The organism is Pseudomonas sp. G1002 (assembly GCF_013385455.1).
In the GTDB taxonomy this organism is placed as follows: domain Bacteria; phylum Pseudomonadota; class Gammaproteobacteria; order Pseudomonadales; family Pseudomonadaceae; genus Aquipseudomonas.
In genome coordinates this window covers 131,222-156,101 of record NZ_JACAPY010000034.1, presented here as the reverse complement: position 1 = coordinate 156,101, position 24,880 = coordinate 131,222, and the positions used below count along the sequence as shown (strand labels likewise).

18 protein-coding genes are annotated in these 24,880 nt (G+C 62.5%); 1 reads left to right on the top strand and 17 read right to left on the bottom strand.

All coding sequences use genetic code 11. The features are described from left to right. Positions 1-13: 13 nt before the first annotated feature. From HX801_RS22960 to iolC, 12 genes are all read right to left on the bottom strand, one after another. Positions 14-1,051 (bottom strand): ABC transporter permease, encoded by a 1,038-nt coding sequence (locus HX801_RS22960; protein WP_003214704.1) that lies wholly within the window; start codon positions 1,049-1,051, stop codon positions 14-16. 59 nt (positions 1,052-1,110) lie between these two features. Continuing rightward, entirely contained in the window at positions 1,111-2,664 is a 1,554-nt protein-coding gene (locus HX801_RS22955) for a sugar ABC transporter ATP-binding protein (protein WP_087694121.1), read from the bottom strand. Positions 2,665-2,727: 63 nt separating this feature from the next. Further along, positions 2,728-3,663 (bottom strand): sugar ABC transporter substrate-binding protein, encoded by a 936-nt coding sequence (locus HX801_RS22950; protein ID WP_003214701.1) that lies wholly within the window; start codon positions 3,661-3,663, stop codon positions 2,728-2,730. Between the two features lie 365 nt (positions 3,664-4,028). Then, positions 4,029-5,069 carry a Gfo/Idh/MocA family oxidoreductase gene (locus HX801_RS22945; RefSeq protein WP_102605494.1) on the bottom strand — a complete coding sequence of 347 codons (1,041 nt, stop codon included), beginning with the start codon at positions 5,067-5,069 and terminating at the stop codon, positions 4,029-4,031. 131 nt (positions 5,070-5,200) lie between these two features. Then, complete coding sequence (locus tag HX801_RS22940) at positions 5,201-6,061, bottom strand: sugar phosphate isomerase/epimerase family protein (protein ID WP_003214697.1); 861 nt, start codon at positions 6,059-6,061, stop codon at positions 5,201-5,203. A gap of 160 nt (positions 6,062-6,221) precedes the next feature. Beyond that, on the bottom strand, positions 6,222-7,232 hold the full coding sequence (locus HX801_RS22935) for a Gfo/Idh/MocA family protein (protein WP_177022793.1): 1,011 nt from the start codon (positions 7,230-7,232) through the stop codon (positions 6,222-6,224). A 19-nt stretch (positions 7,233-7,251) separates the two neighbouring features. Beyond that, positions 7,252-9,183, bottom strand: coding sequence for a 3D-(3,5/4)-trihydroxycyclohexane-1,2-dione acylhydrolase (decyclizing) (gene iolD, locus HX801_RS22930; protein ID WP_177022792.1), 1,932 nt, complete (start codon positions 9,181-9,183; stop codon positions 7,252-7,254). Positions 9,184-9,193: 10 nt separating this feature from the next. After that, the gene (locus HX801_RS22925; RefSeq protein ID WP_177022791.1) at positions 9,194-10,009 is read right to left on the bottom strand and encodes a TIM barrel protein; all 816 of its coding nucleotides are present in this window, start codon (positions 10,007-10,009) and stop codon (positions 9,194-9,196) included. Between the two features lie 27 nt (positions 10,010-10,036). Continuing rightward, on the bottom strand, positions 10,037-11,539 hold the full coding sequence (locus tag HX801_RS22920) for a CoA-acylating methylmalonate-semialdehyde dehydrogenase (RefSeq protein ID WP_177022790.1): 1,503 nt from the start codon (positions 11,537-11,539) through the stop codon (positions 10,037-10,039). A 22-nt stretch (positions 11,540-11,561) separates the two neighbouring features. Continuing rightward, positions 11,562-12,356, bottom strand: coding sequence for a 5-deoxy-glucuronate isomerase (iolB, locus tag HX801_RS22915; RefSeq protein ID WP_177022789.1), 795 nt, complete (start codon positions 12,354-12,356; stop codon positions 11,562-11,564). Continuing rightward, a complete protein-coding gene (gene iolE, locus HX801_RS22910; protein WP_087694126.1) occupies positions 12,353-13,246 on the bottom strand; it encodes a myo-inosose-2 dehydratase in 894 nt (297 codons plus the stop codon). The genes iolB and iolE overlap by 4 nt, the downstream gene beginning before the upstream one ends. Positions 13,247-13,394: 148 nt before the next feature. Further along, a complete protein-coding gene (iolC, locus tag HX801_RS22905) occupies positions 13,395-15,332 on the bottom strand; it encodes a 5-dehydro-2-deoxygluconokinase (RefSeq protein WP_102605499.1) in 1,938 nt (645 codons plus the stop codon). A gap of 303 nt (positions 15,333-15,635) precedes the next feature. Here iolC and HX801_RS22900 point away from each other — a divergent pair, with 303 nt between their 5' ends. Next, positions 15,636-16,532, top strand: a complete 897-nt coding sequence (locus HX801_RS22900) for a MurR/RpiR family transcriptional regulator (protein ID WP_003214679.1) — start codon at positions 15,636-15,638, stop codon at positions 16,530-16,532. A 114-nt stretch (positions 16,533-16,646) separates the two neighbouring features. Here the strand turns inward: HX801_RS22900 and HX801_RS22895 are convergent, their stop codons facing one another. The 5 genes from HX801_RS22895 to HX801_RS22875 form a co-directional block, all read right to left on the bottom strand. Continuing rightward, entirely contained in the window at positions 16,647-18,350 is a 1,704-nt protein-coding gene (locus HX801_RS22895; RefSeq protein WP_003214676.1) for an AMP-binding protein, read from the bottom strand. Positions 18,351-18,381: 31 nt separating this feature from the next. Beyond that, entirely contained in the window at positions 18,382-19,680 is a 1,299-nt protein-coding gene (locus tag HX801_RS22890) for an acetyl-CoA C-acetyltransferase (protein ID WP_177022788.1), read from the bottom strand. After that, positions 19,677-20,567 carry a MaoC/PaaZ C-terminal domain-containing protein gene (locus tag HX801_RS22885; RefSeq protein WP_177022787.1) on the bottom strand — a complete coding sequence of 297 codons (891 nt, stop codon included), beginning with the start codon at positions 20,565-20,567 and terminating at the stop codon, positions 19,677-19,679. The genes HX801_RS22890 and HX801_RS22885 overlap by 4 nt, the downstream gene beginning before the upstream one ends. A 2-nt stretch (positions 20,568-20,569) precedes the next feature. After that, the gene (locus tag HX801_RS22880; RefSeq protein WP_087694129.1) at positions 20,570-21,913 is read right to left on the bottom strand and encodes a 3-oxoacyl-ACP reductase; all 1,344 of its coding nucleotides are present in this window, start codon (positions 21,911-21,913) and stop codon (positions 20,570-20,572) included. 160 nt (positions 21,914-22,073) lie between these two features. Beyond that, on the bottom strand, positions 22,074-24,611 hold the full coding sequence (locus HX801_RS22875) for an acyl-CoA dehydrogenase (RefSeq protein WP_177022786.1): 2,538 nt from the start codon (positions 24,609-24,611) through the stop codon (positions 22,074-22,076). Positions 24,612-24,880: the final 269 nt, after the last annotated feature.

Below are 24,880 nucleotides of genomic sequence, written 5' to 3'. Positions count from 1 at the left end.
CTTGAGGACCGTGTCAGCGCTTGAGTTTGCGCTTGTTGCGATACTGGTCGATCACCACCGCCACCACGATGATCAGGCCCTTGATGATGTCCTGGATGTAGGCATCCACGCCGACGAAGGTAAACCCGCTGGCCATCACCCCGAGGATCAGCGCGCCGATCACGGTGCCGGTGATGCGCCCTACTCCGCCCGCCAGGCTGGTGCCGCCGATCACCGCGGCGGCAATCGCGTCCAGCTCATAGGACATGCCCATGCCCGCCTGCCCGGTGGCCGCCCGTGCCGACGCCACTACACCGGCCAGGCCTGCCAGCAGGCCGGCTATGCTGTAGACAATGATCAGGTGGCGCTTGACGTTGATGCCCGAGGTGCGCGCCGCCTGCATGTTGCCGCCGATGGCGTAGGTGTACTTGCCGTACTTGGTGTAGCGCAGGGCGATATGGAAGATCACCGCCACCACCAGGAAGATCACCACCGGCATCGCGCCGTGGCCGATGGCCGTGTAGGAGTCCGAGAGCATGCTCACCGGCTGGCCTTCGGTGTAGTAACGCGCCAGGCCACGGGCCGAGACCATCATGCCGAGGGTCGCAATAAACGGTGGAATCCCGGTGACCGCAATGATACTGCCGTTGATCGCCCCCGCCAGCAGCCCCACGCCCAGGCCCATCGCCACCGGTATCCACACCGGCAGGTCAGTCAATGACGGAAACACCGCACGGGAAAAGTCGGAAGTCTGCGCCAGGCTGGCGGCGATCATCGCCGACAACGCCAGCACCGAGCCCGAGGACAAATCGATACCGGTGGTGATGATCACCTGGGTCACGCCAATCGCCAGCAGGCCGATGATCGAAACTTGCAGGATCATCAATACAAGGCGCTGGGAGTTCATCAGGAAGCTCTGGTCGCGCACGATCCAGCCGAACAACTCAAACACCAGGCCGATGCCAATCAGCACCAGCAGGATGCTCAGCTCGGTGGGCATGCGTCGACGGTGCTTGACCGGCGCCGCAGCGGGCTTCTTTTCCTCGGGTTTGCTTTCCAGTATCGCGTTCATAACCACTCACCTTTTTTATCGCGTTGCGCCGGCCACAACGGGCCGGCGCCGTCTGTTCGTTAGTGGACCGCCGTCATACCGGAAGCCAGTTGCATGACTTTTTCCTGGGTCGCATCCGCGCGGTCCAGGGTGCCCATCAGGTCGCCTTCGTGCATCACCATCACCCGGTCGCTCATGCCCAGCACCTCGGGCAGCTCCGAGGAAATCATGATCACCGCCATGCCTTCGCTGGCCAGGTAGGAAATCAGCCGGTAGATCTCGGCCTTGGCGCCCACGTCGATACCGCGAGTGGGTTCGTCGAGGATCAGCAGCCGTGGGTTGGTCATCAGCCAGCGGGCCAACAGGGCTTTTTGCTGGTTGCCACCGGACAAGGTGTCGATGCATTGCTCCAGCGACGGGGTTTTCACCCGCAGCTTGGTGCACATGTCTTCACACAGGGCACGCAGGGCTTTTTGCTGGATAAAGCCATTGCCGGAGTAATGCGGCAGCACGGCCATCTCCATGTTTTCCAGTACCGACAGGCAGGGGAACAGGCCGCTGAGCTTGCGGTCTTCGGTCAGCAGCGCGAAGCCCTTCTCGATGGCCATATGCGGGTCGGTGATGCGCACGGTCTTGCCGTCCAACTGGATCTCGCCGCCGGAGCTTGGGGTGATGCCGAAAATGGTTTCGGCCACATTGGTCCGCCCGGAGCCCATCAGCCCGGCGATACCGAGAATTTCGCCGGCGTGCAGGTCGAACGACACGCCCTGGAATACCCCATCCAGGCGCAGGTCGCGCACCGACAGCAGCAGATTGCCGATGGGCTTGTCGCGCACCGGGAACAGCTGGCTCAGCTCACGCCCCACCATCATCGAGATCAGGCTGTCGCTGTCCATGCTGTCGGCCCGCTGCAGGCCGATATAGGCGCCATCGCGGAACACCGCCACTTCATCGGCGATGGCGAATACTTCGTTCATTTTATGGGTGATGTAGATGATGCCTTTGCCCTGGGACTTGAGGTCGGCAATGATCGAAAACAGGTGGGCCACTTCCTTGTCGGTAATGGCGGAGGTCGGTTCATCCATGATCAGGATGTCGGAGTCATAGGACACCGCCTTGGCAATCTCGACCATCTGCCGCTCGGCAATGCTCAGGTTGCCGACGTGTTCCTCCGGGTCGAGGTTGATCCGCAGCCGCTCCAGCAATTGCGCGGTGCAGCGGTGCATTTCCCGGTGGTTGACCATGTGCAGGCCGTTGAGCTGTTCGCGACCGATCCAGATGTTCTCGGCGATGCTCATGTGCGGCATCAGGTTGAGTTCCTGGTGGATCATCGCGATCCCGGCCTTCTGCGCTGCCAGCGGTGTTTCGAATTTGATCGGCTTGCCACGCAAGCGGATTTCACCGGCGTCGGGCTGATAGATGCCGGCGATGATCTTCATCAGTGTCGACTTGCCCGCACCGTTCTCGCCCATCAGCGCCAGCACCGAGCCGGGGCGCACCCGCAGCTGCACATCGGCCAGGGCCACGACGCCGGGAAAGCCTTTGCTGATGTTGGAGATCTCCAGCAGATAGGGTTCTTCCAGTACCAAGGGCTGGATACCGGGAGGCTGGGAAGCAGTCGCTTGAGCAAACATATCGGGTACTCCGTCAGCAGGGCCGCCGTGGCTGCCCTGCCGGTTTATTGTTGTTATTTAGGGCTACTTGAAGTCTTTGACGTTGTCCGGGGTGATCAGCTTGAACGGGATCACCACGTTCTGCTCGACCGGCTCGTGCCTGGCCATCTTGCGCGCCGCTTCCACCGAACCCACGGCCTGGCCATTGGCGTCCTGGAACGCCGACGCGGCCATGTCGCCCTTGGTAATCGCGTTCAAACCGTCCGGTGTGCCATCCACCCCGGCGATCAACACGGTGCCCGGCTTGGTGCCCGCCGACTTCAACGCCATGGACGCACCGATGGCCATCTCGTCGTTGTTGGCCAGCACCGCGTTGAATTCACGGCCTTGGGTCAGCCAGTCGTTGACCAGGGTCATGCCCTTGTCACGCAGCCAGATGCCGGTCTGTTCCTGCTCGATGGTGATGCCTGGGTATTTGGCCAGGACTTCCTTCACCCCCTTGGTGCGGTTGGTGGTGGAGTTGTTCGCCAGGTCACCCAGCAGGATCACGATCTTGCCCTTGCCGCCGAGCTTTTCGGCGATGTACTGCATTTGCAGGCGGCCCGCCTCGACGTCATTGGAGGTCACGGCCACGATGCCTTTGGGCAGATCCGTCTGGTCGGGACGACGGTTGACGTACACCAGCGGAATGCCCGCCGCGAGGGCCGCTTTACTGATATTGGCGGTAGACGCCGTGTCGACCGGGTTGACGATGATGGCGTCGACTTTCTGGCTGATAAAGTTCTCGACCTGGCTCAGTTGCTTGACCACATCGGCGCGGGCGTCTTCGAACTGCAGCTGCACGCCGTCACCCTTGGGGTAGGACTTGGCTTGCTTGTCCATGTCCTCTCGCAGGTAAGTCAGGAAGGTGTCATCGAACGCCGACATGCTCACGCCCACCTTGATATCGGCCGCCGTGGCGAAACCACTGGCGAGCATCATGGACAGGGCCAGCGCGGTAAAACGGATCGGGGTCTTCATGAACGGTCTGTCTCCAATTTCTTGTTGGTTTTGTGGACGTTGCGTTTTTCAGAGCGAAGCGGTCGGCAGTCGAACGATCGGCGCCCCCGGAATGCAGCACACCAGGGAACCCTTGCTTTCGACGCACAGGACATTCAGGAGGGAAAAGTAAAACGGCCGGGCGCGGGGCAGACCGCGAGGCTTGAGGGCAGGACGTAAAACTCGCAGTACAGCGTTGAAGATTTTCATCTGACGGTACCTGGTTGTTTTGATCTTGTTTTTGTCGAGTCGCCCGAATCGAGTCCGAACGTACTTTATGCAACCTGGAATGACTTTATTGGAAAATAATTTCCATATCAACCTGTTTTAGAATTTTATTCTATTTTTCATCCATGAGGCTCCATAGCCGCCATTTCCACTACCTGCTGGCGCTCTGAACTCAGGCGCGCGGCGTCCAGTACGCGGGTGGTTGCCAGCGCATCCAGGACGTTCACCGGCAACTCGCCGTGGCCGTCCACCGCGCTTTGCAACTGACTGTAGAACTGATTCCAGCGGCCCTTTTCCGACGGCACCCGCTCACGATCCGGCCCCTGCTCGAACCAGCCCCAGCGTCGATGTTCTTCAGCGCCCCAGTGCTCGCCTTCGGTTTTCGGGGTCTTGCCGGCCAGCAGCGCCTCTTCCTGGCCGTCCAGCCCTTCGATGGTGTAGCAACCGGCCGTGCCATTCACCCGAAACCGCGGGGCCTGGCTGTTTTGCAGGGCGCTGCCCCACAGGTGTGAAATCACCCCGTTGGCGTGGGTCAGCGATACAAAGAAGCCGTGGTCCACGCTCCGCTCATCGGCGGTGTAGTGCAACTGCGCGAACACCCGGTCCACCGGGCCGAACAGTTGCATGGCCTGGTCCACCAGATGGCTGCCCAGGTCCCGCAGGAAGCCGCCGCCGCTGGCATTGCCCACCGAGCCCGGGTTGTAGCGCTCCACCCGGGATTCAAAGCGGGTGACGGAGCCCAGGGCTCCGGCGTCGATCAGCTTGCGCAGGGTCAGGAAGTCCGAATCCCAGCGCCGGTTCTGGTAGACGCTGAGCAGCACGCCCTGGCGCTCGGCGGCGGTGATCAAGGCCTGGGCCTGTTCGGCATTGCTGGCAAAGGGTTTGTCGCTGACCACCGCCACACCGTGTTCGATGGCCTCCAGCACCAGGGCCGGACGGCCCTTGAGGGTGGTGGAGATCACCAGCACGTCGACACCGGCCTCGGTGATCTGCCCGATACTGTCGAAGGCCTTCACTCCGGGGTGATCCGTCGCCAGTTGCTGGCGACGTTCGGGTGACCGTGTCACCACGCCGACAAAGGTCGCCCCCGGCAGGCTGGCTATCAGGGGTGCATGAAATACACGGCCGCCTTTGCCGTATCCAACCAGTCCGATTCGCATACAAATACTCCTTGGTTAATTGTGGCGAGGGAGCTTGCTCCCGCTCGACTGCGTAGCAGTCGCAAGCTTTTGGGGGCGCTTCGCCCCCCAGCGGGAGCAAGCTCCCTCGCCACAGGGCAAGCCACAACGGTCTAACAGCACAACTCGCGGGTCACCCGCTCCAGCATCATCCGGTTGGACTCATCCGGCCGGTCTTCCCAGGCAAACACCGACACCGTGGCAATGCCGTCGAACTTGATTTCCCGCAGAGTGCCGAAAAACGCCTCCCAGTTCACCTCGCCCTGGCCGATGTCCAGGTGCTGGTGCACGGTGGCGGTGACGCCCGGCGGGTTGACGATGTAGCGCAGGTTGGACGAAGCGCGGTGGTTGTAAGTGTCGGCAATGATCAAGTGGCTGAGCTTGGAGCCTGCGTACTTGAGCATCGAGGCGATATCGCCCTTGCCGTCGTCATAGAAGAAGGTGTGCGGCGCGGCGTAGAGGTAGTTGATCCAGTCGCGGTCGAGGCCGCGAATGATGTCCACCGACTCGTTGTTGCGCTCGCAGAAGTCGTACGGATGCGCCTGGATATCCAGCTTGATGCCTTCGCGCTCGAACTCCGGCATCAGCTCGTCCATGGAGCGCATGAACTGGTTTTCGCACACCAACGGGTTGTCGGACTGGCCGGTGAATTCGGTGTTGACCAGCTCGCAGTCCATTTCCACGGCGATCTGGATCGCACGCTTCCAGTTGCGCACGGCGGCAACCCGCAGGCCTTCGTCGGCGGCGGCCCAGTGGTACATGGGCAGCAGGGATGAGAGTTGCACGCCGGCGTCGCTCAGGGCCTTGCGAAATTCCTTGATGCGCGCGCGGTCGACCCGGGGGGCCTTGTAGAACGGCAGGAAGTCTTCCCGGGGCGAGAGTTCGATGTGCTGGTAGCCGAGCTCGGCGGCCTTGTCGACCATTTGGCCGAGGGGCAGGTGGCGGTACATGTAGGGGTCTAATGCGATGCGCATGCTTGAGATCTCCCGAATTTGAGGTAGGAACTCGGTCAAATGTGGGAGCGGGCTTGCTCGCGAATGCGGTGGGTCAGTCGATGCAAATGTTGACTGAAAGGCCGCATTCGCGAGCAAGCCCGCTCCCACACTGACTGCGTTACATCAGTGAGGATTGTGGTTAGCCGTAGAAATGCGGACGCGGTGGCAGGCCCACTTTCACAATCTGCCCACTGTTCTGCGCCTCAATACACGCATCCGCCGCCACCGCCGCTGCAAAACCATCCCACGCCGACGGCCCCCCCACTTGCCCTGCCCTTACACCGTCGATAAACGCCTGCAGCTCAACGTCATACGCCGCGATGAACCGGTCTTTCCAATCCATCAGGATCGCGTTCGACAACTTGGCCCCGCTGCGCATCTGCACCTGGGACGGCTCCGGCAATTTCGCAATACCGGTCTCCCCCACCACTTCGCACTGGATGTCGTAGCCGTACTGGCAGTTCACAAACACTTCCACATCGATGCGCGTGCCCTTGGCGGTTTCCAGCAGCACGATCTGCGGGTCACGCAGATGGGCCAGCGCCTTGCTCGATTTACGCGGGAACACCACCTGCACCGACACGTAGTCATCGGCCAGCAACCAGCGCAACACATCCAGCTCGTGGATCAGGGTGTCGGTGATCGCCATGTCGGTCTTGTAGTTCTCACCCACCCTCGGGTTGCGGTGGGCACAGTGCAGCATCAGCGGCTCGCCGATCTGGCCGCTGTCGATCACGGCTTTCAAGGCGCGATAGCCTTGGTCATACGGACGCATGAAACCCACCTGCACCAGGCGCTTGCCGTGGGCCACTTCGGCCTCGACGATCTTGCGGCAGCCTTCGGCAGTCACCGCCAGCGGCTTCTCGCAGAACACGGGTTTGCCGGCCGCAATCGCCGCCAACACAAATTCTTCGTGGCTCGGGCCCCACGAGGTCACCAGGATCGCCTCGACCTGCGGCGAATTGATCAGCGCGTGGCCGTCCGGGTACACCTCGGCGGTGAGTTTCTGGTCCGAGACGACCTTGGCCGCCTGCTCAAGGTTGATGTCGGTCACGGCCACCACCTGGCTGTTGAGCAAGGTCTGGCTGCAGCGACGAATGTGATCCTGGCCGATGGCGCCAGTACCGATAACACCCAACTTCAAAGACATGAAAACACTCCTCTTGTTATTAGTACTGCCGGGCCTTGGCCAGGCGTTCATTGAGTTGTTTGGCCACCGCATCGGTGCGCGCGCTGGTGGACACCTGCGCCACACCGACGCGCCACCACGACAGGTATTTGTGGATCATGGTTTTCGGCAGGACCTTGATATCAATCAGCGTCGACACGGTTTGCGTGCGCGCATCGGCCAGCGCCGCCTGCAACTGCTCCACGGTGTTGACCTTGTAGGTCTTGCAACCATAGGCCGCCGCACTCATGGCGAAGTCCACCGGCACAAAACCGCCGTCGAGCTTGCCGGTCTCGGGATTGCGGAAGCGGAACTCGGTGCCGAAGCTGTCCATGCCGTGTTCCATCTGCAAATTGTTGATGCAGCCGAAGGTCATGTTGTCCAGCAGCACCACGTTGATCTTGCGCCGCTCCTGGATCGAGGTGGCCAGCTCCGAGTGCAGCATCATGTACGAGCCGTCGCCCACCAGTGCGTACACCTCGCGCTCGGGCTCGGCCAGCTTCACGCCCAACGCGGCGTTGACCTCATAGCCCATGCACGAATAACCGTATTCGACGTGGTAGGTGTTGACGCCCTTGCTGCGCCAGCTGCGCTGCAAGTCACCGGGCAGACTGCCGGCGGCGGCGACGATGATTGCGTCGTCGGCCAGGGCTTCGTTGAGCACACCGAGTACGCGGCTTTGGGTCAGGCAGGAACCGGTCAGCTCGATAAACTCACGCAGCACCGCCGGGTCCATGTGGTCGTTGATTTCAGGGACGAAGTTTTCAGTCTGGTATTCCGCCTGGTAGATCCGGTCGACTTCGACGTCCAATTGCGCCTTGGCATCCCGTGGCTGATTCCCCCAGCTGGAACGGTAGTCGCCCAAGGCTTCAGCCAGTGCTTCCAGGCCAACCTTGGCATCCGCCAGCAACTGCACGCCATCGAGTTTCAGTGCGTCGCACGGGCTGATATTCAGGTTGAGAAACTGCACCTCAGGATGCTTGAACAGTGACTTCGACGACGTGGTGAAATCGGTATAGCGCGTGCCGATACCAATGATCAGATCCGCCTCGGGTGCCAGCAGGTTCGCCGCCAGGCAGCCGGTTTCACCAAGACCGCCGAGGTTCAGTGGATGGCTTGAAACCACCGCACTCTTACCCGCCTGGGTTTCCGCGAAAGGAATGTCGAAGCGTTCGGCAAAGGCTTGCAGCGCGGCATTCGCCCCGGAGTATTTGACCCCGCCGCCACACACGATCAGCGGTTTGCGCTTGCCCTTGAACGCCGCCACGGCATCCCCCAGCATCGCCTCGGTCGCCGGGCGACGGTCGATACGGTGCACGCGTTTTTGCAGGAAGTAATCCGGGTAATCCCAGGCTTCGCCCTGTACATCCTGCGGCAGGGCCAGGGTCACGGCGCCGGTTTCCGCCGGGTCGGTGAGCACGCGCATGGCGTGAATCGCCGCCGTCATCAGCTGTTCCGGGCGGTTGATGCGGTCCCAGTATTTGCTGACCGCACGAAAGGCATCGTTGGTGCTGATGCTCAAGTCGTGGAACTGTTCGATTTGTTGCAGTACCGGATCAGGCTGGCGACTGGCGTAGACATCACCGGGCAACAGCAGCAACGGAATCCGGTTGGCGGTCGCGGTCGCCGCGGCGGTCAACATATTCGCCGCACCCGGCCCCACCGAGGAGGAGCACGCGTAGATCTTGCGGCGCAAGTGCTGCTTGGCAAAACCAATCGCCGCGTGGGCCATGCCTTGTTCGTTGCGGCCCTGATGCACCACCAGGTCGCCGCTGTCCTGCTCCAGGGCCTGGCCCAGGCCCAGCACATTGCCGTGGCCAAAAATCGTGAAGATGCCGGCGACAAACTTGCTCTGCACACCATCGACTTCGATGTACTGGTTATCCAGAAACTTCACCAGGGCCTGGGCCATGGTCAATCGGGTTGTGGTCATGGGGTGCTCCTTATCGTTTCTGCAGGTGGGCGATGCTCGCCCCCAATGCCTGCTTGATATCGGCCAGGCCGTGCACGCTTTCGGCGAACGGTTCGAACGATAGGTGGCCGCTGTAGCCGGTGCTGAGCAGCGTGTCGATCTGCGCGGCATTGCCGAGGATGTCAGCCTCGCCCACCAGCACGCGGTGGCCGTCGCGGATCGAGCTCAGCGGTGCGTCGGCATCTTCCACGCCGGAGATATGCACCAGCCCGGTCAGCTCGGGGAAGAACTCATGTTCACTGGCCAGGTGGTGGTGGAAGGTGTCATGCACCACGCGGAACACATCCAGGCCGCCGACAGACTTGATCGCATCCACGGCCACGCGTTTGCGGCGCAGGGAGCATTCTTCAAACCCCAGGGGTTCGACAAAACCGAGAATCCCGTATTCCCGCAGGATCGGCGCCAGTTCACTCAAGGCCGTGCGCAAACCGGCTGCGCGCTGGGCTTCGTTGCGCGGGTCGGCGCGGTCGTTCAACGGGCACATCACCAACGCCTGCGCACCGCTCTCGCGGGCATAGGCCGCCAACTTGATGGCCTGGGCGCGGCGCTCGTCATCCCATACATCAAACGGGTACAACGCGTTGATCGACAGCACGGTGATGCCGTGCACCGCGCACAGTTCGCGCACGCGGCTGGCGGGAGTGCCGTCTTCAATCTCGATGCCCTTGAGGTCGTTACGGATCTCGATGGCGTCGCATTTCAGGGTCACCGCCAGCTGGATAAAATCCGCCAGGGAAAGGCTGGGGGCGACCATGCGGTTCAGGGCAAAACGTAGAGGCGACTTCATTATTGTTGTGCTCCACACTCGAAAACGTTACTTGGCAGTTGGCATGCTGAATTCAGGGCCCTTGGCGATGCTGTCGGGCCAGCGTTGCATGACGCTCTTGTAGCGGCTGTAGAAACGAATGCCTTCTTCGCCATAGGCGTGGTGGTCGCCGAACAGCGAGCGGTTCCAACCACCGAACGAATGCCAGGCCATCGGCACCGGAATCGGCACGTTGATGCCGACCATCCCGACCTTGATGGTGCGGGCAAAGGCACGGGCAATGCCGCCGTCGCTGGTAAAGCACGACACGCCGTTGCCGAACTCATGGGCGTTGATCAAAGCCACGGCGCTGGCAAAATCCGCCACCCGCACGATGCCCAGCACCGGCCCGAAAATCTCTTGCTGGTAGATGCTCATTTCGGTGGTGACGTTATCGAACAAGGTCGCACCGACGAAGAAACCACCCTCCGCGCCCGGCACCTTGAAGCCACGACCGTCGACGATCAGCTTCGCGCCCTGGGCCACGCCCTGGTCGATAAACCCTTCGACCTTGGCCTTGTGTTCGGCGGTAACCAGCGGGCCCATCTCGCTGTCTTTTTGCATACCGTTGCCGACCTTCAACTGGTCGATACGCGGCAGCAGTTTTTCGATCAGCCTGTCGCCGACATCGCCCACCACCACGGCAATCGAGATCGCCATGCAGCGCTCGCCGGCCGAGCCGTAAGCCGCGCCGATCAAGGCGTCAGCCGCCTGATCCAGGTCGGCGTCGGGCATCACGATCATATGGTTCTTCGCCCCGCCCAACGCCTGCACACGTTTGCCGCGCTGGGTGGCCTGCTGGTGGATGTACTCGGCAATCGGGGTGGAACCGACGAACGAAATCGCCTCGATATCCGGGTGCTGCAACAGGCCGTCTACCGCGCTCTTGTCACCCTGCACCACGTTGAACACACCGTCGGGCAGCCCGGCTTCGGTCAGCAGGCGGGCCATCAGCAAACTGGCGGACGGGTCGCGCTCCGACGGCTTGAGGATGAAGCAGTTACCGGTGGCCAGCGCCAGCGGGATCATCCACAGCGGCACCATCACCGGGAAGTTGAACGGGGTGATGCCGGCGCACACGCCCAGTGGCTGACGCAGGTTCCAGTTGTCGATGCCGCCGCCGATGTTGTCGCTGAAATCGGTTTTCAACAGGTTTGGCGCGCCGCAGGCGAACTCGACGATCTCGATACCACGGGTGACTTCGCCCTTGGCGTCGGAGAACACTTTGCCGTGTTCGCGGCTGATGATTTCAGCCAGCTCATCGTGGTGCTGGTCGAGCAATTCCTTGAACTTGAACAGCACCCGCGAACGGCGCAGGGATGATTGCTCGGACCACGCCGGGAAGGCTTTCAGCGCCGACGCCACGGCCTCATCGACGGTCTTCTGGCTGGCCAGCCCGACGCGAGCCTGGACTTCGCCGGTGGCCGGGTTGAACACATTGCTGAAACGCTCACTGGCGCTGTCGTGCACCTGGCCGTTGATGTAATGGCCGATTACCGGGGCGTTGCTCATTATTGTTCTCCGTCGAAAGTGCTTAAAGATCCAGCAGCCAGCTGTGCTGCGGGTCGTTATGGAAATGCCAGGCGCGCTTGGGGCCGGCCATCACGTTCAGGTAGTAGGACTCGTAGCCATACGGCACGCTGACGGGGTGATACCCCTTGGGCACCACCACCAGGTCGCTGTTTTCCACGGCCATGGCCTGGTCGATGCTGCGGTCGTCGGTGTAGACGCGCTGGAACACAAAGCCCTGGGGCGGGTTGATCTGGTGGTAGTAGGTTTCTTCGAGAAAGCTCTGGTGCGGCAGATCGTCGGTGTCGTGCTTGTGGGGCGGGTAGCTCGACGAGTGACCGGACGGCGTGCGCACTTCCACCACCAGCAGCGAATGGGCAGGCTCGCTGTCGGGCAGGATGTCGCACACATAGCGGGTATTGGCGCCCTTGCCGCGTATGCTGCGCTTGCATTGCTCGGGGCGAATCAGACGGGGTGCCAGACCTGCGTCGGTTGAGCCGGGAGCGGCGCAGACGGCAATTTGCACGTCGCTCAGCGCGGTGACCTGGGCGTCGGTGCCTGGCGGCAAATAAGCGGCGAAGGGCGACTTGTCTTCGAACACCGAGTGGCGATCACCGAGGTTTTCCCAGTTGAAGCCTTCGCCCTGGATAGTCACCCGGCCGCTGAGCAGCACCAGGCACAGTTCCTTGTCGCCGGCGGTGACTGGCAAGGTTTCACCCAGGCTCAGGCGGTAGGCGGCGAAGCCCACGTATTCCAGGCGCCCTTCTTCCAGCGCCACCATGGTTTGCCCGCGCTTGCTGCTTTTGACCAACAGGCTCATTGTCCAGTCCTCTCGCTCAACAGTGCGCGCAGGGTGTCGTAACCCTTCTTCGCATAGATGTAGCTCGGCGCCACGGCAGGATCCTGCTCGGCCTCCACTACCAGCCAACCCTGGTAATTGGCGGCCAGCAGCACGTCCAGCAGCGCGGCGAAGTCGATATCGCCGTCGCCGGGCACGGTGAAGGTGCCGTTGACGATGCAATCCGGGAAGCTCCACATCTGGTTGCGTGCCAGTTGCACCACCGGCTTGCGCACATCCTTGAAGTGCACGTGGCAGATGCGGGCGATGTGTTTGCGCAGCACCTCGATAGGCTCGCCGCCACCCATGTAGCAGTGGCCCGAATCAAACAGCAGGCCGACTTCCGGGCCGGTGCGGCGCATCAGTTGGTCGATGTCTTCCGGGGATTCGACGTAGGCGCCCATATGGTGGTGGTACGCCAGGCGCACGCCCTGGGACAGGGTGAAACGCGCCAGTTCGGTGAGTTTGTCGGCGTATTCCTGCCAGGCCTGTTCGCTGTGAAAACGCGGGCGTTCGATCAGGCGCACCGGCGAACCCTGGATCGAGTCGGCGACTTCTCCATACACCAACACGCTGGCGCCGTTTTCACGCAGCAGTTCGACGTGGCTGGCGATGGCTTCGATTTCTTCCGCCACCGAGCGCCGGGCCAGGCGACTGGAGTACCAGCCGGAGACCAGTGCCAGGTCGTAGGGGCGCAATACATCGCCGACACCTTTGGCGTCCTTGGGGAATTTGCCGTTGAGTTCAAAGCCTTCGTAGCCGATGTCCTTGCCTTCGCTGAGGGCCGTGCTCAACGGCGTTTCACCGCCCAGGGCCGGCAGGTCGTCGTTGCTCCAGGAGATCGGGTTGATGCCAATTCGGATAGCGGGCATGGCTGCACCTATTATTGTTTTTTCAGAGTTGCCTGAGATCTGCTTTATGTGGGAGCGGGCTTGCTCGCGAAGGCGGTGGTTCAGTTGGTGTATCAGTCGACTGACACTCCGCTTTCGCGAGCAAGCCCGCTCCCACATTTGACCGTGTTTAGCTTCGAGAACTGCGCCAAGCCTTAATCAATTGCTCAAAGATGCACTGCACCTGCTCAATCAAGGCTTGATCGTCAATCTCCCCCGCCAGCCAGGCTCGGCTCGGTTCCTGGAAGATCGTGCGACCCACGGCGAACCCGCGGCAGGTCTGGCTTTGGCTGGCTTGCTGGAAGCCATCGGCCAGGCATTCGGCGGAAGCGTTCAGGCCCAGCAGCACCACGCCCCGGCAGTAGGGATCGCGCTCCTGGATCAGCTCGTCGAGCTTTTTCCAGTCTGCGGCCGACTGCGCCTCGATCTTCCACCACGCCGGGTAGATGCCCAGGTTGTACAGGCGCTTGAGGCTGCGATAGAGCACGTCGGGATAGGTGGACGGGTGATCCTTGGGGGGCACGACTTCCAGCAGCAGCTCATGGCCGCTGACCAGGGACGCCTGATACAGGGCCTTGAGTTGCGCTTCCTGTTCCAGGCGCAGCAATGGCTCGTCATCGGGGTGAAATTGCACCAGGCACTTGATGATCTGCTCCCGGGGCCAGGCAATCAGGTTGCTGCCCACCGAGCGCCCGTGTTCAAAGGCCAGCGGCCGTGAGTTCTGGACTTCCACCGGGCGGGCGATCCACCAGCCGCGACCGCTGGCGGCGTTCAGCGCGTCCTGGCCGAAGCGTTGGTCGGCCAGAATCCCGACGTCAGCCTCGACGCCCTGCTCCGCCAGTTTGCTTTCAACCCGTTCCACGGCCTGGATAAACAGTTGCTTGAGGGCGCTGATGCGCGCCGGGTCCTGGCCGCCTTTTTGGGCCAGTTCCACCAACTGCCAGCGGTGGTCGAAGGCAAATACAAACAGCTGCTTCCAGACCTTGCGCGGCACGCTGACCTGGTGCAGGCGTTGCAGCACTGCGTCCTGGTCCGGGCGGGTAATCGGCACCGGGCTGTTGAACAGGTAATCAAGTTCGGCGCGGGTCGGCATGGCCGGCGCGCAGGCATGGCGCGACACCACCAGGCCGCCGCAGGCATTCGCCAACTGGCTGCAGCGCTCGTCGCTGGCGTCTTCAAGCCAGCCGCTGAGGAAGCCGGACATGAAGGCATCGCCGGCGCCCAGCACGTTGAGTACTTCCACCCGTACCCCGGGGTAAATCGCGCCGTCTTCAAGGCGGGCCGGGATATCGCCGTGGATCACCGTGCAGCCCTGGGGGCCAAGCTTGACCACCAGGGTGGCCGAGGTCAGGCCACGCACCGTGCGCAATGCCGTGAGCAAATCTTCACTGCCACCGGCAATCAGGAATTCTTCTTCGGTGCCGACGATCAGGTCAAAACGCGGGAGGATTTTCTGCACGTGCTGGCTGACATTCTGGTCGGCCACAAACCGGGTTTCGCCATCGGCCTTGCCGGCCAGGCCCCAGAGCACCGGGCGGTAGTCGATGTCGAGCACGCGTTTGACGTTGTGCTTCTCGGCGTAGTCCAGGGCCTGGATGCTGGCCTTGTACACGCCGTCGGTGGAGAAGTGGGTACCGGTGATCAGCAACGCCTTGCTGGAAGCAATGAACGCTTCACTGATGTCTTCGGCGCGCAGGGCCATGTCGGCGCAGTTCTCGCGGTAGAACACCAGCGGGAAGGTTTCGCGGTCCTTGAGGCCCAGCAGCACCAGGGCGGTGAGGCGTTCCGGGTCGACCTTGATGCCGCTGACGTCACAGCCTTCGCGGGCCAGGGACTCCAGCAGGAAACGCCCCATGTGGTCGTCCCCTACCCGGCTCAACATCGCCGACTTGAGCCCCAGCCGCGCGGTGCCGAACGCGATGTTGGCGGAGGAACCGCCGAGGTACTTGGCGAAGCTCGAGACATCCTCCAGCCGTGCACCCACTTGTTGTGCGTAAAGGTCGACGCCCAGGCGTCCCAGGCAAATCAGATCCAATTGACGCCCACTGGCAAAACGAGTCTGGCCCATGCTGGCTCCTGTTATTTTTATCAGCCTGCGTATGCCGTCGCGGTGGCGGCATACGCTCTTGGTGCAAGCAGACTAGAACGTCTGGTGACGCCAATCAATATTTATTCTATAAATATTTTTTGTGGAATATATTTTCCAATACGCCATCGTCGGTATGTTCCAGCCGCAGTGCATCGTTTCAGCTGCACCGTGGGGCGGGATGCCGAGGTATTTTTTTGCGCCTACCCTGTAGACTTGCGCACATCGACTTATTGTCAGGGGCGCCTCGACGCGTCCTATAAGAACAAGCCAGAAGGATTCCCTATGTCCCAGAGCGCCCCGGAAGACGCACTCGCCAGCCCGCCGCTGAACGCCGAGCGGTTGTTGCAGCTGATCACCGATGAATACGAGAGCCTGCCGCGCCAGCTCAAGCGCATCGCCAGCTACATGAGCCAGCAGAGCGACCGGATCATGGTCGACCGCATCAGCGACATCGCCCGTGAATGCGAAGTGCACCCGTCGGCCATCGTGCGGTTTTCCCAGCGTTTCGGGTTCAGTGGTTTCAGTGAAATGCAGGCGCTGTTCCGCGAGGCCTACACCCACAAGACCACGCCGGTGCAGAACTACCAGCAACGCATCCGCAGCATGATCGCCAACAAGTCGCAGAAAGCCAGCGGCGGCGACCTGGCGCGTGAGTGCGTGAATGCCACCCTCTCCGGGATCGAGCGCCTGGGGCTGGAACTGGATGACGCAGCCTTCGACAAGGCCGTGGACCTGGTGGTGAATGCCGACAATATCTACGTGGTGGGCGTGCGCCGCTCGTTCGCCGTGGCGGACTACTTGGTGTACAACCTGCAGCACACCAACAAGCGCATCCATCTGGTCTCGGGGTTGGGCGGCAGCTATCGTGAGCAGATGCGCAGTGTGCGGGCCAACGACCTGGTGATTGCCATCAGCTTTACGCCGTACGGCAAGGAAACCCAGCACTGCCTGCGGATTGCCCAGCACCATCAGGCCAAGACCCTGATCATTACCGACAGCAACCTGTCGCCCCTGGCCAAGCGGGCGAGCACGGTGTTGCTGGTGAATGAGGGCTCGTCGTTTGCGTTCAGGTCACTGAGTGCGACGCTGTGCCTGTGCCAGGCGTTGTTTATTGCCGTGGCGTATCGGCTGGAATTGAAGGTCGATGAGATTCATGAGCAGGTGGGGTTCGACGACTGACGATCGTTCCCACGCTCCGCGTGGGAATGCAGCCCCGGACGCTCCGCGTCCAAAGCGTGACGCAGAGCGTCACAAGAGGCGTTCCCACGCAGAGCGTGGGAACGATCGTAAGGCTTAGCGCAGTGCCCGGCGCAACACCTTGCCCACCGTCGTCTTGGGCAACTCTTCAGTACGAAACTCGACAAACCGCGGCACCTTGTACCCCGTCAAATATTCCCGGCAATGCGCCAGAATCTGCTCCTGGGTCAAGCTTGGGTCCTTGCGCACCACGATGATTTTGACCCGCTCGCCGGTCACCCCATCCTCAACCCCGATCGCCGCCACTTCCGCCACGCCCGGATGCAACGCCACCACGTCTTCGATCTCGTTGGGGTACACGTTGAACCCGGACACCAGGATCATGTCTTTCTTGCGGTCCACCAGGCGGATGAAGCCCTGCTCATTCATCACCCCGATGTCCCCGGTAGACAGCCACCCTTCGGCATCCAGCACCTCGGCGGTTTCCGCCGGGCGTTTCCAGTAACCCTGCATCACCTGCGGGCCGCGTACTTGCAGTTCGCCCTGCTCGCCCAGTTCCGCCAACTCACCGTCCTCACGAATGAACCGCACCCAGGTCGACGGCAACGGCACGCCGATGCTGCCAGTGAATTCCATCTCGCGCATGCGTGAGATGTCGATGGGGCTGATGCTCACCACCGGCGAACATTCAGTGAGGCCGTAGCCTTCGATGATCGGCAAGCCGGTGACTTCCTTCCAGCGCTTGGCCACAGCGGTATGGGTGGCCATGCCGCCGGCGATCACCATGCGCAAATCGGAAAAATCCCGGGCGCAGAACTCCTTGTTTTCCAGCAGGCCGTTGAACAGCGTATTCACCCCGGCAATCCCGTTGAAACGCTCCTTGCGCAGGATCATCTGCACCCGCTTCACATCCCGTGGGTTGGCGATCAGGATGTTGCGCCCGCCCAGGCACATGAACATCAGGCAGTTCACCGTCAGGGAAAAGATGTGGTACAGCGGCAGCAGGGTGACGTTGGTTTCCTGCTGGTTCTGATCGAGCTGATCACCGACCCACGCCTTGGCCTGCAACAGGTTGGCGATGATGTTGCGGTGGCTGAGCATGACGCCCTTGGCATCGCCGGTAGTGCCGCCGGTGTATTGCAGGAAGGCCAGGTCTTCGCGGTTCATCGGCACGGCGAGATGGGTTTGCCCGCGTCCCTGTTTCAGCACCTGGTTGAAACGCACGGCCCCCGGCAGGTTGAAACGCGGCACCTGCTTCTGCACGCTGCGCAGGATAAAGTTCATCGCCGCGCCCTTGAAGGTGCCGAGCAGGTCACCGATGGCCGCGATCACCACACGTTTGACGGTACTGGCGGCCACCACCTTCTCCAGGGTGTGGGCGAAGTTTTCGAAGATCACCAGGGTCTCTGCGCCACTGTCCTTGAGCAAATGCTGCAGCTCCCGGGCGGTGTACAGCGGGTTGACGTTGACCACCACCGCACCCGCGAGGATCGTGCCCAGCAGGCAGATCGGGTACTGCAAGCAGTTGGGCATCATCAGCGCCACTCGGTCGCCCTTCTTCACACCCTGGGCTTGCAGCCACGCAGCAAAGGCGATGCCCTGCACCTCCCAGTCGGCGTAGGTCATTTCGGTGCCGATGCTGACGTAGGCCACGCGGTCGCGGAATTTGTGCAGGTGCTCCAGGAACACCTCGCGCAACGACGGGTAGTCCTCGATGCCGGCGTCGATGTCTGCCGGTACGCCGGGCAGGTAAGCGTTCAACCAGAGGCGTTCGGTCTGTTCCAGGCTTACAGCGTTCATGGCAGTCTCCTTGTTGTTTTTATGGTGGGAACTACTTTTCGACGATAGCGGTAATGCCCAACCCACCCGCCGCGCAGATCGAAATCAGGCCGCGGCCGCCGCCACGCTGGTGGATCGCCTTGGCCAGTGCCGCGAGTTGCCGGCCACCGGTGGCGGCGAAGGGGTGGCCGCAGCCGAGGGAGCCGCCGTTGACGTTCATCTTGCTGCGGTCGATGCTGCCCAGCGGCGCGTCGAGACCCAGGCGGTCGCGGCAGTAATCCGGGTCTTCCCAGGCCTTGAGGGTGCACAGCACCTGAGCGGCGAAGGCTTCGTGGATCTCGAACAGATCGAAGTCGGCGAACGTCAGGCCCTCGCGCTTGAGCATGCGTGGCACGGCGTAGGCCGGCGCCATCAGCAGGCCTTCGGTGCCGTCGACGAAATTCACCGCAGCGGTTTCACCGGTTCGCAGGTACGCCAATACGGGCAAGCCGCGCTCGGCGGCCCATTCCTCGCTGGCCAGCAGCACCACCGACGCGCCGTCAGTCAGGGGCGTGGAGTTGCCGGCGGTGAGCGTGCCGTTCTGGCGGTCGTAGGCCGGTGACAGGCCGGCAAGTTTCTCCAGGCTGGCGTCGGCCCGCAGGTTGTTGTCCCGGGCCAGGCCGCGATACGGGCTGATCAAATCATCGAAGAAACCCTGCTTGTACGCCGCATCCAGCCGATGGTGGCTGGTGAGGGTCAACTCGTCCTGGGCCAGGCGCTTGATCTGCCAGCGCTTGGCCATTTCCTCGCAGTGTTCACCCATGGACAAGCCGGTGCGCGGCTCGCCATTGCGCGGCAGCAGCGGCTTGAAAAACATCGACGGGCGCACCCCCATCAAGGCCTTCAACCTGGCGCCGGTGCCCTTGGCGCGGTTGGCTGAAAGCAAGGTGCGGCGCAGGGACTCGTTGATGCCGATGGGCGCGTCGGAGGTGGTGTCGGAACCACCGGCAACGCCCACTTCGATCTGCCCAAGGGCGATCTTGTTCGCCACCAGCAACGCCGCTTCCAGGCCGGTGCCGCAGGCTTGTTGCAGGTCGTAGGCCGGGGTTTCGGGAGACAGTGTGGTAGACAGCAGGCTTTCCCGGGCCAGGTTGAAATCCCGGGAGTGCTTGATCACCGCACCCGCGGCAAACTCGCCCAGGCGCAGGCCGTGAAGGTTGTAGCGGTCCACCAGGCCTTGCAGGGCGGCGACCAGCAGATCCTGGTTGCTGTCATGGGCGTACACAGTGTTGGAGCGGGCGAACGGGATACGGTTGCCGCCGATAATCGCCACGCGGCGCGTCGGGGCCGGGTTGAAACTGTAGTCACTCATCGATCGGTCTCATTCCAGATAAACAGCCCACGCATATGGGGTTTGTCACCGGCGAAATTACGCACTTCAAACTCACGGCGCGGGCCGGTTGGCGGAACGTTCCACAGCGCCACCTGGCCGGGCAGGAAGATCGGCAGCTTGAAGTCGCAATGGGCCTCGGCCTGGTCCAGTCCGCCGGGGGGTTGCTGGGCGGCCAGGGCGCGGCCAAGGGTCCACATGCCGTGGGCGATGGCCCGGCGAAAACCGAACAATCGGGCGCCGATCACCGAGGTATGAATGGGGTTGAAATCCCCCGAGACCCTGGCGAAACGCCGCCCCAGATCCGCCGGCAGCACCCAGCGTTGAGTGCGCAGCAAACCTTCTTCCTGCAAGGGCAACGCGTCGTCCCACGGCTCGCCAACCGGCGCGTTTACGTCACGGCGCAGGTACAGGCTGTCGCTCTCCCATATCAGGGCGCCCGCGCTGTAGCCACGGGTGGCGATGCTCAGCGCCTGGCCCTTGGGATGGGCGACCCAGCGTTCGCAATACACCTCCAGGCGCAAGGCCTGGCCCGCCTCCAGCCGTCGATGCTGGCGGATGCGATTGGCCAAATGCACCATGCCGCTGGCCGGGTACGGGAAACTCGGGCGGGTCAGCAGCATCAGGTGCAAGGGGAACGCCAGCACATGGGGATAGGACAGCGGCACGCCTTGCTCATGGCGGAAACCACAGGCCCGACCGTAAGCCGCGATCCCTTGGGCAGACAGCTCGACGGCCGAACGCACCAGGCGTTCTTTCGGCAACGTCGGCTCGCCTTCCAGCTTCGGTTTGCGCAGCCCCAATACCCCGTCCAGCAACAGCCGCGAGCGCGAGGGCGGCGGGTCAATAATCTGCGTCACATAGTCCATGCTCAGGCTCCCAACAGGCTTTGGCCGCAGACCCGCACCACCTGGCCATTGACCCCGCCGGATGCCGGATGCGCCAGCCAGGCGATGGTTTCTGCCACGTCGATGGGTTGCCCGCCCTGGGACATCGAGTTCATCCGCCGCCCCGCTTCGCGGATCATCAGCGGGATCTTCGCGGTCATCTGGGTTTCGATAAAGCCCGGTGCCACGGCATTCACCGTCACTTGCTGCGCCGCCGCCTGCGGGGCCAGGCCTTGTACCAGGCCGATCACCCCGGCCTTGGAGGTGGCGTAGTTGCTTTGCCCGAGGTTGCCGGCGATACCGGAAATCGATGAGACACACACGATCCGCCCGCCCGGATTCAGGCCCTGGCTTTCCAGCAGCGCCGTGCTCAGGTGCAACGGTGCTTCCAGGTTGACCGCCAGTACGCTGCGCCACGCGGTCTCAGTCATCTTGGCGATGGTCTTGTCGCGGGTAATCCCGGCGTTGTGCACCACCACGTCGAATGCACCGTGTTGGCTGACATGGGCGTGCAACTGCTGCGCGGCATCGGTGGCGGTGATGTCCAGCGCCAGTGCGGTGCCTGCGACACTGCCGGCCGCCTGTTGCAGCGAATCCTGGGCCTGGGGCACATCCACGCAGACCACATGGGCTCCATCGCGGGCCAGCACCTGGGCGATTGCCAGGCCGATGCCACGGGAGGCGCCGGTGACCAGGGCACGGCGGCCGCCGAGGGGTTTGTCCCAGTTGATTTCGGTTGGGCTATCGACGGTTTTTTCGAGGCGCACCACCTGCCCCGAGACATAGGCCGAGCGCCGCGACAGGAAGAACCGCAGGCTGCTTTCCAGCCCGTCCTCGGCACCCGGTGCGACGTAGATCAACTGCACGGTGATCGCCCGGCGCAACTCCTTGGCCAACGAACGCACCAGGCCCTCAAGGGCACGCTGGGCAATGGCCTGGGGCAGGTCCTTGCACAACTCCGGCGCGGTGCCGAGCACCACCACCCGGGCGTGCTGCCCAAGGCGCCTGGCGTTGGCGTGGAAGAATTCGTAGAGCTCGTCCAACTGCTTGAGGTCGGCAATGTCGCTGGCGTCGAACACCGCGCCCTGGACCTTGACCGTGGAGGGTGCCTTGAGGGTCGCAGCGGTGGCGGTCACTGTATCGGTGGCGGTGAAGATGCGCTGGATTTGCGCCCCCAGGCGCCCTACCCCCGCGACGATTACCGGGTTGGCCAGGCCTTGCTGGCCGCTGCGGTGACGTTGCAATGCCAGGGGTTGGGGCAGCCCGGCAGTGCGGGCCAACCAGGCTCCCCAGGGGGAATTGACGAAAGAGAGGTAGCTGTCACTCATGGATAAATTCACTCACAAACACGGTGTTGCCATGGAAACCCGATCCTTGTAGGAGCTGGCTTGCCTGCGATTGCGGTGTGTCAGCCAACACATCTGGCACTGAACCAACGCTATCGCAGGCAAGCCAGCTCCTACAGGGGTCGTGTTCCTCCAGTTCCAGTCAGTTGACCGGCGCGTTTTCGCCTTGGTTGGCGCGGCGTCTTGCGCTCGGTTTGGCGGCCTGTTCCAGCGCCTGCTGGCGCTGTTGCAAGGCTTCCAGCAAACCGAAGTCCTGCGGGAAGTCGTCCACCTGGATCGCGTGATCGCCATATTCCACATAGCGCGCGAGCAAGCTGTCGTCTTCCTCGCTGATCAGGTCCAGCGCCCGCGCCTTGACTCGCCACGGAGTAAACGCCGCACTGGAAATCGGCATTGGCTCGATCAGGCCTTGCTTGATCGCCCCCTTGAGCCGCGCCTCGATCAGCTCCACTTGCGGCAACAGGCGCAAGGCCAGCTCGCCGTAAGCCAGCTTGTCGATTTCCGGCCGAGGAATGTAGGAATTGCCCAGCAAGCGGTCGCGGGTTTCCCCCGGCACCTGCACCAGCTCCGCCACTTGCGCCAACAGGCGATCCGACGGTTTGCGCTGTGGAATACCGAACGGGAACGTCAAGCCACGCACCACCGCCGCCGCGGCTTTCGACGGGTAGTTGTCGAGCACTTCGGCCAGGGCCTCATGGGCGCGCAGCAACGCGTCCTGGGCCGCCCAATGCACCAGCGGCAAATCTGCCTGTGGCCGGCCATCATCCTCAAAACGCTTGAGCACGCAGGACAGGATGTACAGCTGGGACAGAATGTCTCCCAGCCGTCCGGTGATGCTTTCCTTGCGCTTGAGGGCACCGCCCAGCACGCCCATGGAAATGTCCGAGATCAACGCCAACACCACCGACAGCCGATTGGCCTGGCGGTAGTAGGACGCCAGCGCCGGATCGGTCTTGCCCGGCACGGAAATCAGCCGTCCGCCCGTCAGCGAATACACTGCGGCACGCACGGTATTGGCCAGCACGAAGCTCAGGTGACCGAACATCGCGCTGTCGAAATCCACCAGGGCCTTGCGCCGGTCCGTATTGCGCGCCGCTTCCATCTCGCGGAATACATACGGATGGCAGCGGATCAGGCCCTGGCCGTAGATGATCAGGCAGCGAGTCATGATGTTCGCGCCCTCCACCGTGATGGCGATGGGGCTTTGCTGGTAGGCCCGGGCGAGGAAGTTGTTGGGCCCCATGCAGATGCCCTTGCCGGCCACGATGTCCATGCCGTCGTTGACGATGATCCGCGCCCGCTCGGTAACGTGGTATTTGGCGATGGCCGAGATCACCGAGGGTTTTTCACCGGCATCCAGTGACGCCACCGAGACCTTGCGTACCGCGTCGCAGGCATACAGATGCCCGGCCATGCGCGCCAGGGGCGCCTGCACGCCTTCGAACTTGCCGATGGGCAGGCCGAATTGCTTGCGCATCGCCGCATAAGCGGTGGTGCCGCGCACAGCCACCTTGCCCAGGCCGACGTTGGCCGACGGCAGGGAAATCGCCCGGCCAGCCGCCAGGCATTCCATCAGCATGCGCCAGCCGTTGCCGACTTGCTCGCGGCCGCCGATCACCCATTCCAGCGGGATAAACACATCCTTGCCGGTGGTCGGGCCATTCTGGAATACCGCGTTGAGTGGCCAGTGACGCCGGCCGCTGTTCACCCCCGGATGGGTGGTGGGGATCAACGCGCAGGTGATGCCCAGGGAACCCGGCTGGCCGAGCAGACCGTCCGGGTCTTCGGCGCGGAAGGCCAGGCCGAGCACGGTGGCGATTGGGCCGAGGGTGATGTAGCGCTTGTCCCAGGTCACACGGAAACCCAGCACTTCCTCACCTTCGTGCATGCCCTTGCAGACGATGCCCAGGTCTGGAATCGCCCCGGCGTCGGAGCCGGCATACGGGCTGGTCAGGGCGAAGCACGGGATGTCTTCGCCCCGTGCCAGACGTGGCAGGTAGTAGTTGCGCTGGGCGTCGGTGCCGTAGTGCAGCAGCAGTTCGGCCGGGCCCAGGGAGTTGGGCACCATCACTGAAATCGCCGCCGCCGAGCAGCGGGTAGAGAGCTTCATCACCACTTGCGAATGCGCATAGTGAGAGAAGCCTTTGCCGCCGTACTGCTTGGGAATGATCATGCCGAGGAAGCCGGCATCCTTGGTGTACTGCCAGCCTTCGGGGGACATGTCTTGCCAGACCTGGGTGGTTTCCCAGTCGTTGGACATGTCGCACAGGGTCTCCACTTCGTTGTCGAGGAAAGCCTGTTCTTCAGCGCTGAGGCTGGCGGGTGCGGCTTGCAGCAGGCGTTCCCAGCGCGGTTTGCCGCTGAACAGCTCGGCGTCCCACCACACGGTGCCGGACTCGATGGCAGCACGCTCGGTGTCGGACATCGCCGGCATGATGCCGCGAAAAAGGCCCAGGGCCTTGCTGGTCAACAGGGTGCGGCGCAGGGGTTTGATTGTCAGCAGCAGCGCGGGCAACACCACCAGCACCGCCACCACGCCGGCGCCGAAACCGGCGACTGCGTTGAACAGGTAACCGACCGCCAGCCAGACCAGGCCGGCACCCAGCCAGAGGGTGGCAGCGGCTTGACGATACGCCAGGGCGATCGCTGCTGCGAGTCCCGCCAATAACCAGATAACCATGGGGATACCTCTACTCAATTCAGGGTACGGCAAACGCCCGGGCAGATCGGAATGACCTGTGACGTAAAGCCACACTACAAACTTGAAAAGATAAATTCAAATTTTGTTTTGAAATTTTTATTTAATGCTTGGGCGAAAAAAATAGCGGCTGAACGGGGTCAGCCTTGCAGGTTAAGCGCAAGGATTCGACATCGGGCGCCAGGGCTACCCATCAATAGACGACAGCGTGGAGCCGGGCAGCAAGATGCGCTGGCTGCCCTTCTCCACGA

Coding starts and splice junctions, on each gene's coding strand:
- HX801_RS22900 (WP_003214679.1), top strand. CDS start 15,636: ATGTCCCAGAGCGCCCCGGAAGACGCACTCGCCAGCCCGCCGCTGAAC.
- iolD (WP_177022792.1), bottom strand. CDS start 9,183: ATGACCACAACCCGATTGACCATGGCCCAGGCCCTGGTGAAGTTTCTG.
- HX801_RS22885 (WP_177022787.1), bottom strand. CDS start 20,567: ATGGACTATGTGACGCAGATTATTGACCCGCCGCCCTCGCGCTCGCGG.
- iolC (WP_102605499.1), bottom strand. CDS start 15,332: ATGGGCCAGACTCGTTTTGCCAGTGGGCGTCAATTGGATCTGATTTGC.
- HX801_RS22890 (WP_177022788.1), bottom strand. CDS start 19,680: ATGAGTGACTACAGTTTCAACCCGGCCCCGACGCGCCGCGTGGCGATT.
- HX801_RS22950 (WP_003214701.1), bottom strand. CDS start 3,663: ATGAAGACCCCGATCCGTTTTACCGCGCTGGCCCTGTCCATGATGCTC.
- iolB (WP_177022789.1), bottom strand. CDS start 12,356: ATGAGCCTGTTGGTCAAAAGCAGCAAGCGCGGGCAAACCATGGTGGCG.
- HX801_RS22920 (WP_177022790.1), bottom strand. CDS start 11,539: ATGAGCAACGCCCCGGTAATCGGCCATTACATCAACGGCCAGGTGCAC.
- HX801_RS22945 (WP_102605494.1), bottom strand. CDS start 5,069: ATGCGAATCGGACTGGTTGGATACGGCAAAGGCGGCCGTGTATTTCAT.
- HX801_RS22955 (WP_087694121.1), bottom strand. CDS start 2,664: ATGTTTGCTCAAGCGACTGCTTCCCAGCCTCCCGGTATCCAGCCCTTG.
- HX801_RS22895 (WP_003214676.1), bottom strand. CDS start 18,350: ATGAACGCTGTAAGCCTGGAACAGACCGAACGCCTCTGGTTGAACGCT.
- iolE (WP_087694126.1), bottom strand. CDS start 13,246: ATGCCCGCTATCCGAATTGGCATCAACCCGATCTCCTGGAGCAACGAC.
- HX801_RS22960 (WP_003214704.1), bottom strand. CDS start 1,051: ATGAACGCGATACTGGAAAGCAAACCCGAGGAAAAGAAGCCCGCTGCG.
- HX801_RS22875 (WP_177022786.1), bottom strand. CDS start 24,611: ATGGTTATCTGGTTATTGGCGGGACTCGCAGCAGCGATCGCCCTGGCG.
- HX801_RS22925 (WP_177022791.1), bottom strand. CDS start 10,009: ATGAAGTCGCCTCTACGTTTTGCCCTGAACCGCATGGTCGCCCCCAGC.
- HX801_RS22880 (WP_087694129.1), bottom strand. CDS start 21,913: ATGAGTGACAGCTACCTCTCTTTCGTCAATTCCCCCTGGGGAGCCTGG.
- HX801_RS22940 (WP_003214697.1), bottom strand. CDS start 6,061: ATGCGCATCGCATTAGACCCCTACATGTACCGCCACCTGCCCCTCGGC.
- HX801_RS22935 (WP_177022793.1), bottom strand. CDS start 7,232: ATGTCTTTGAAGTTGGGTGTTATCGGTACTGGCGCCATCGGCCAGGAT.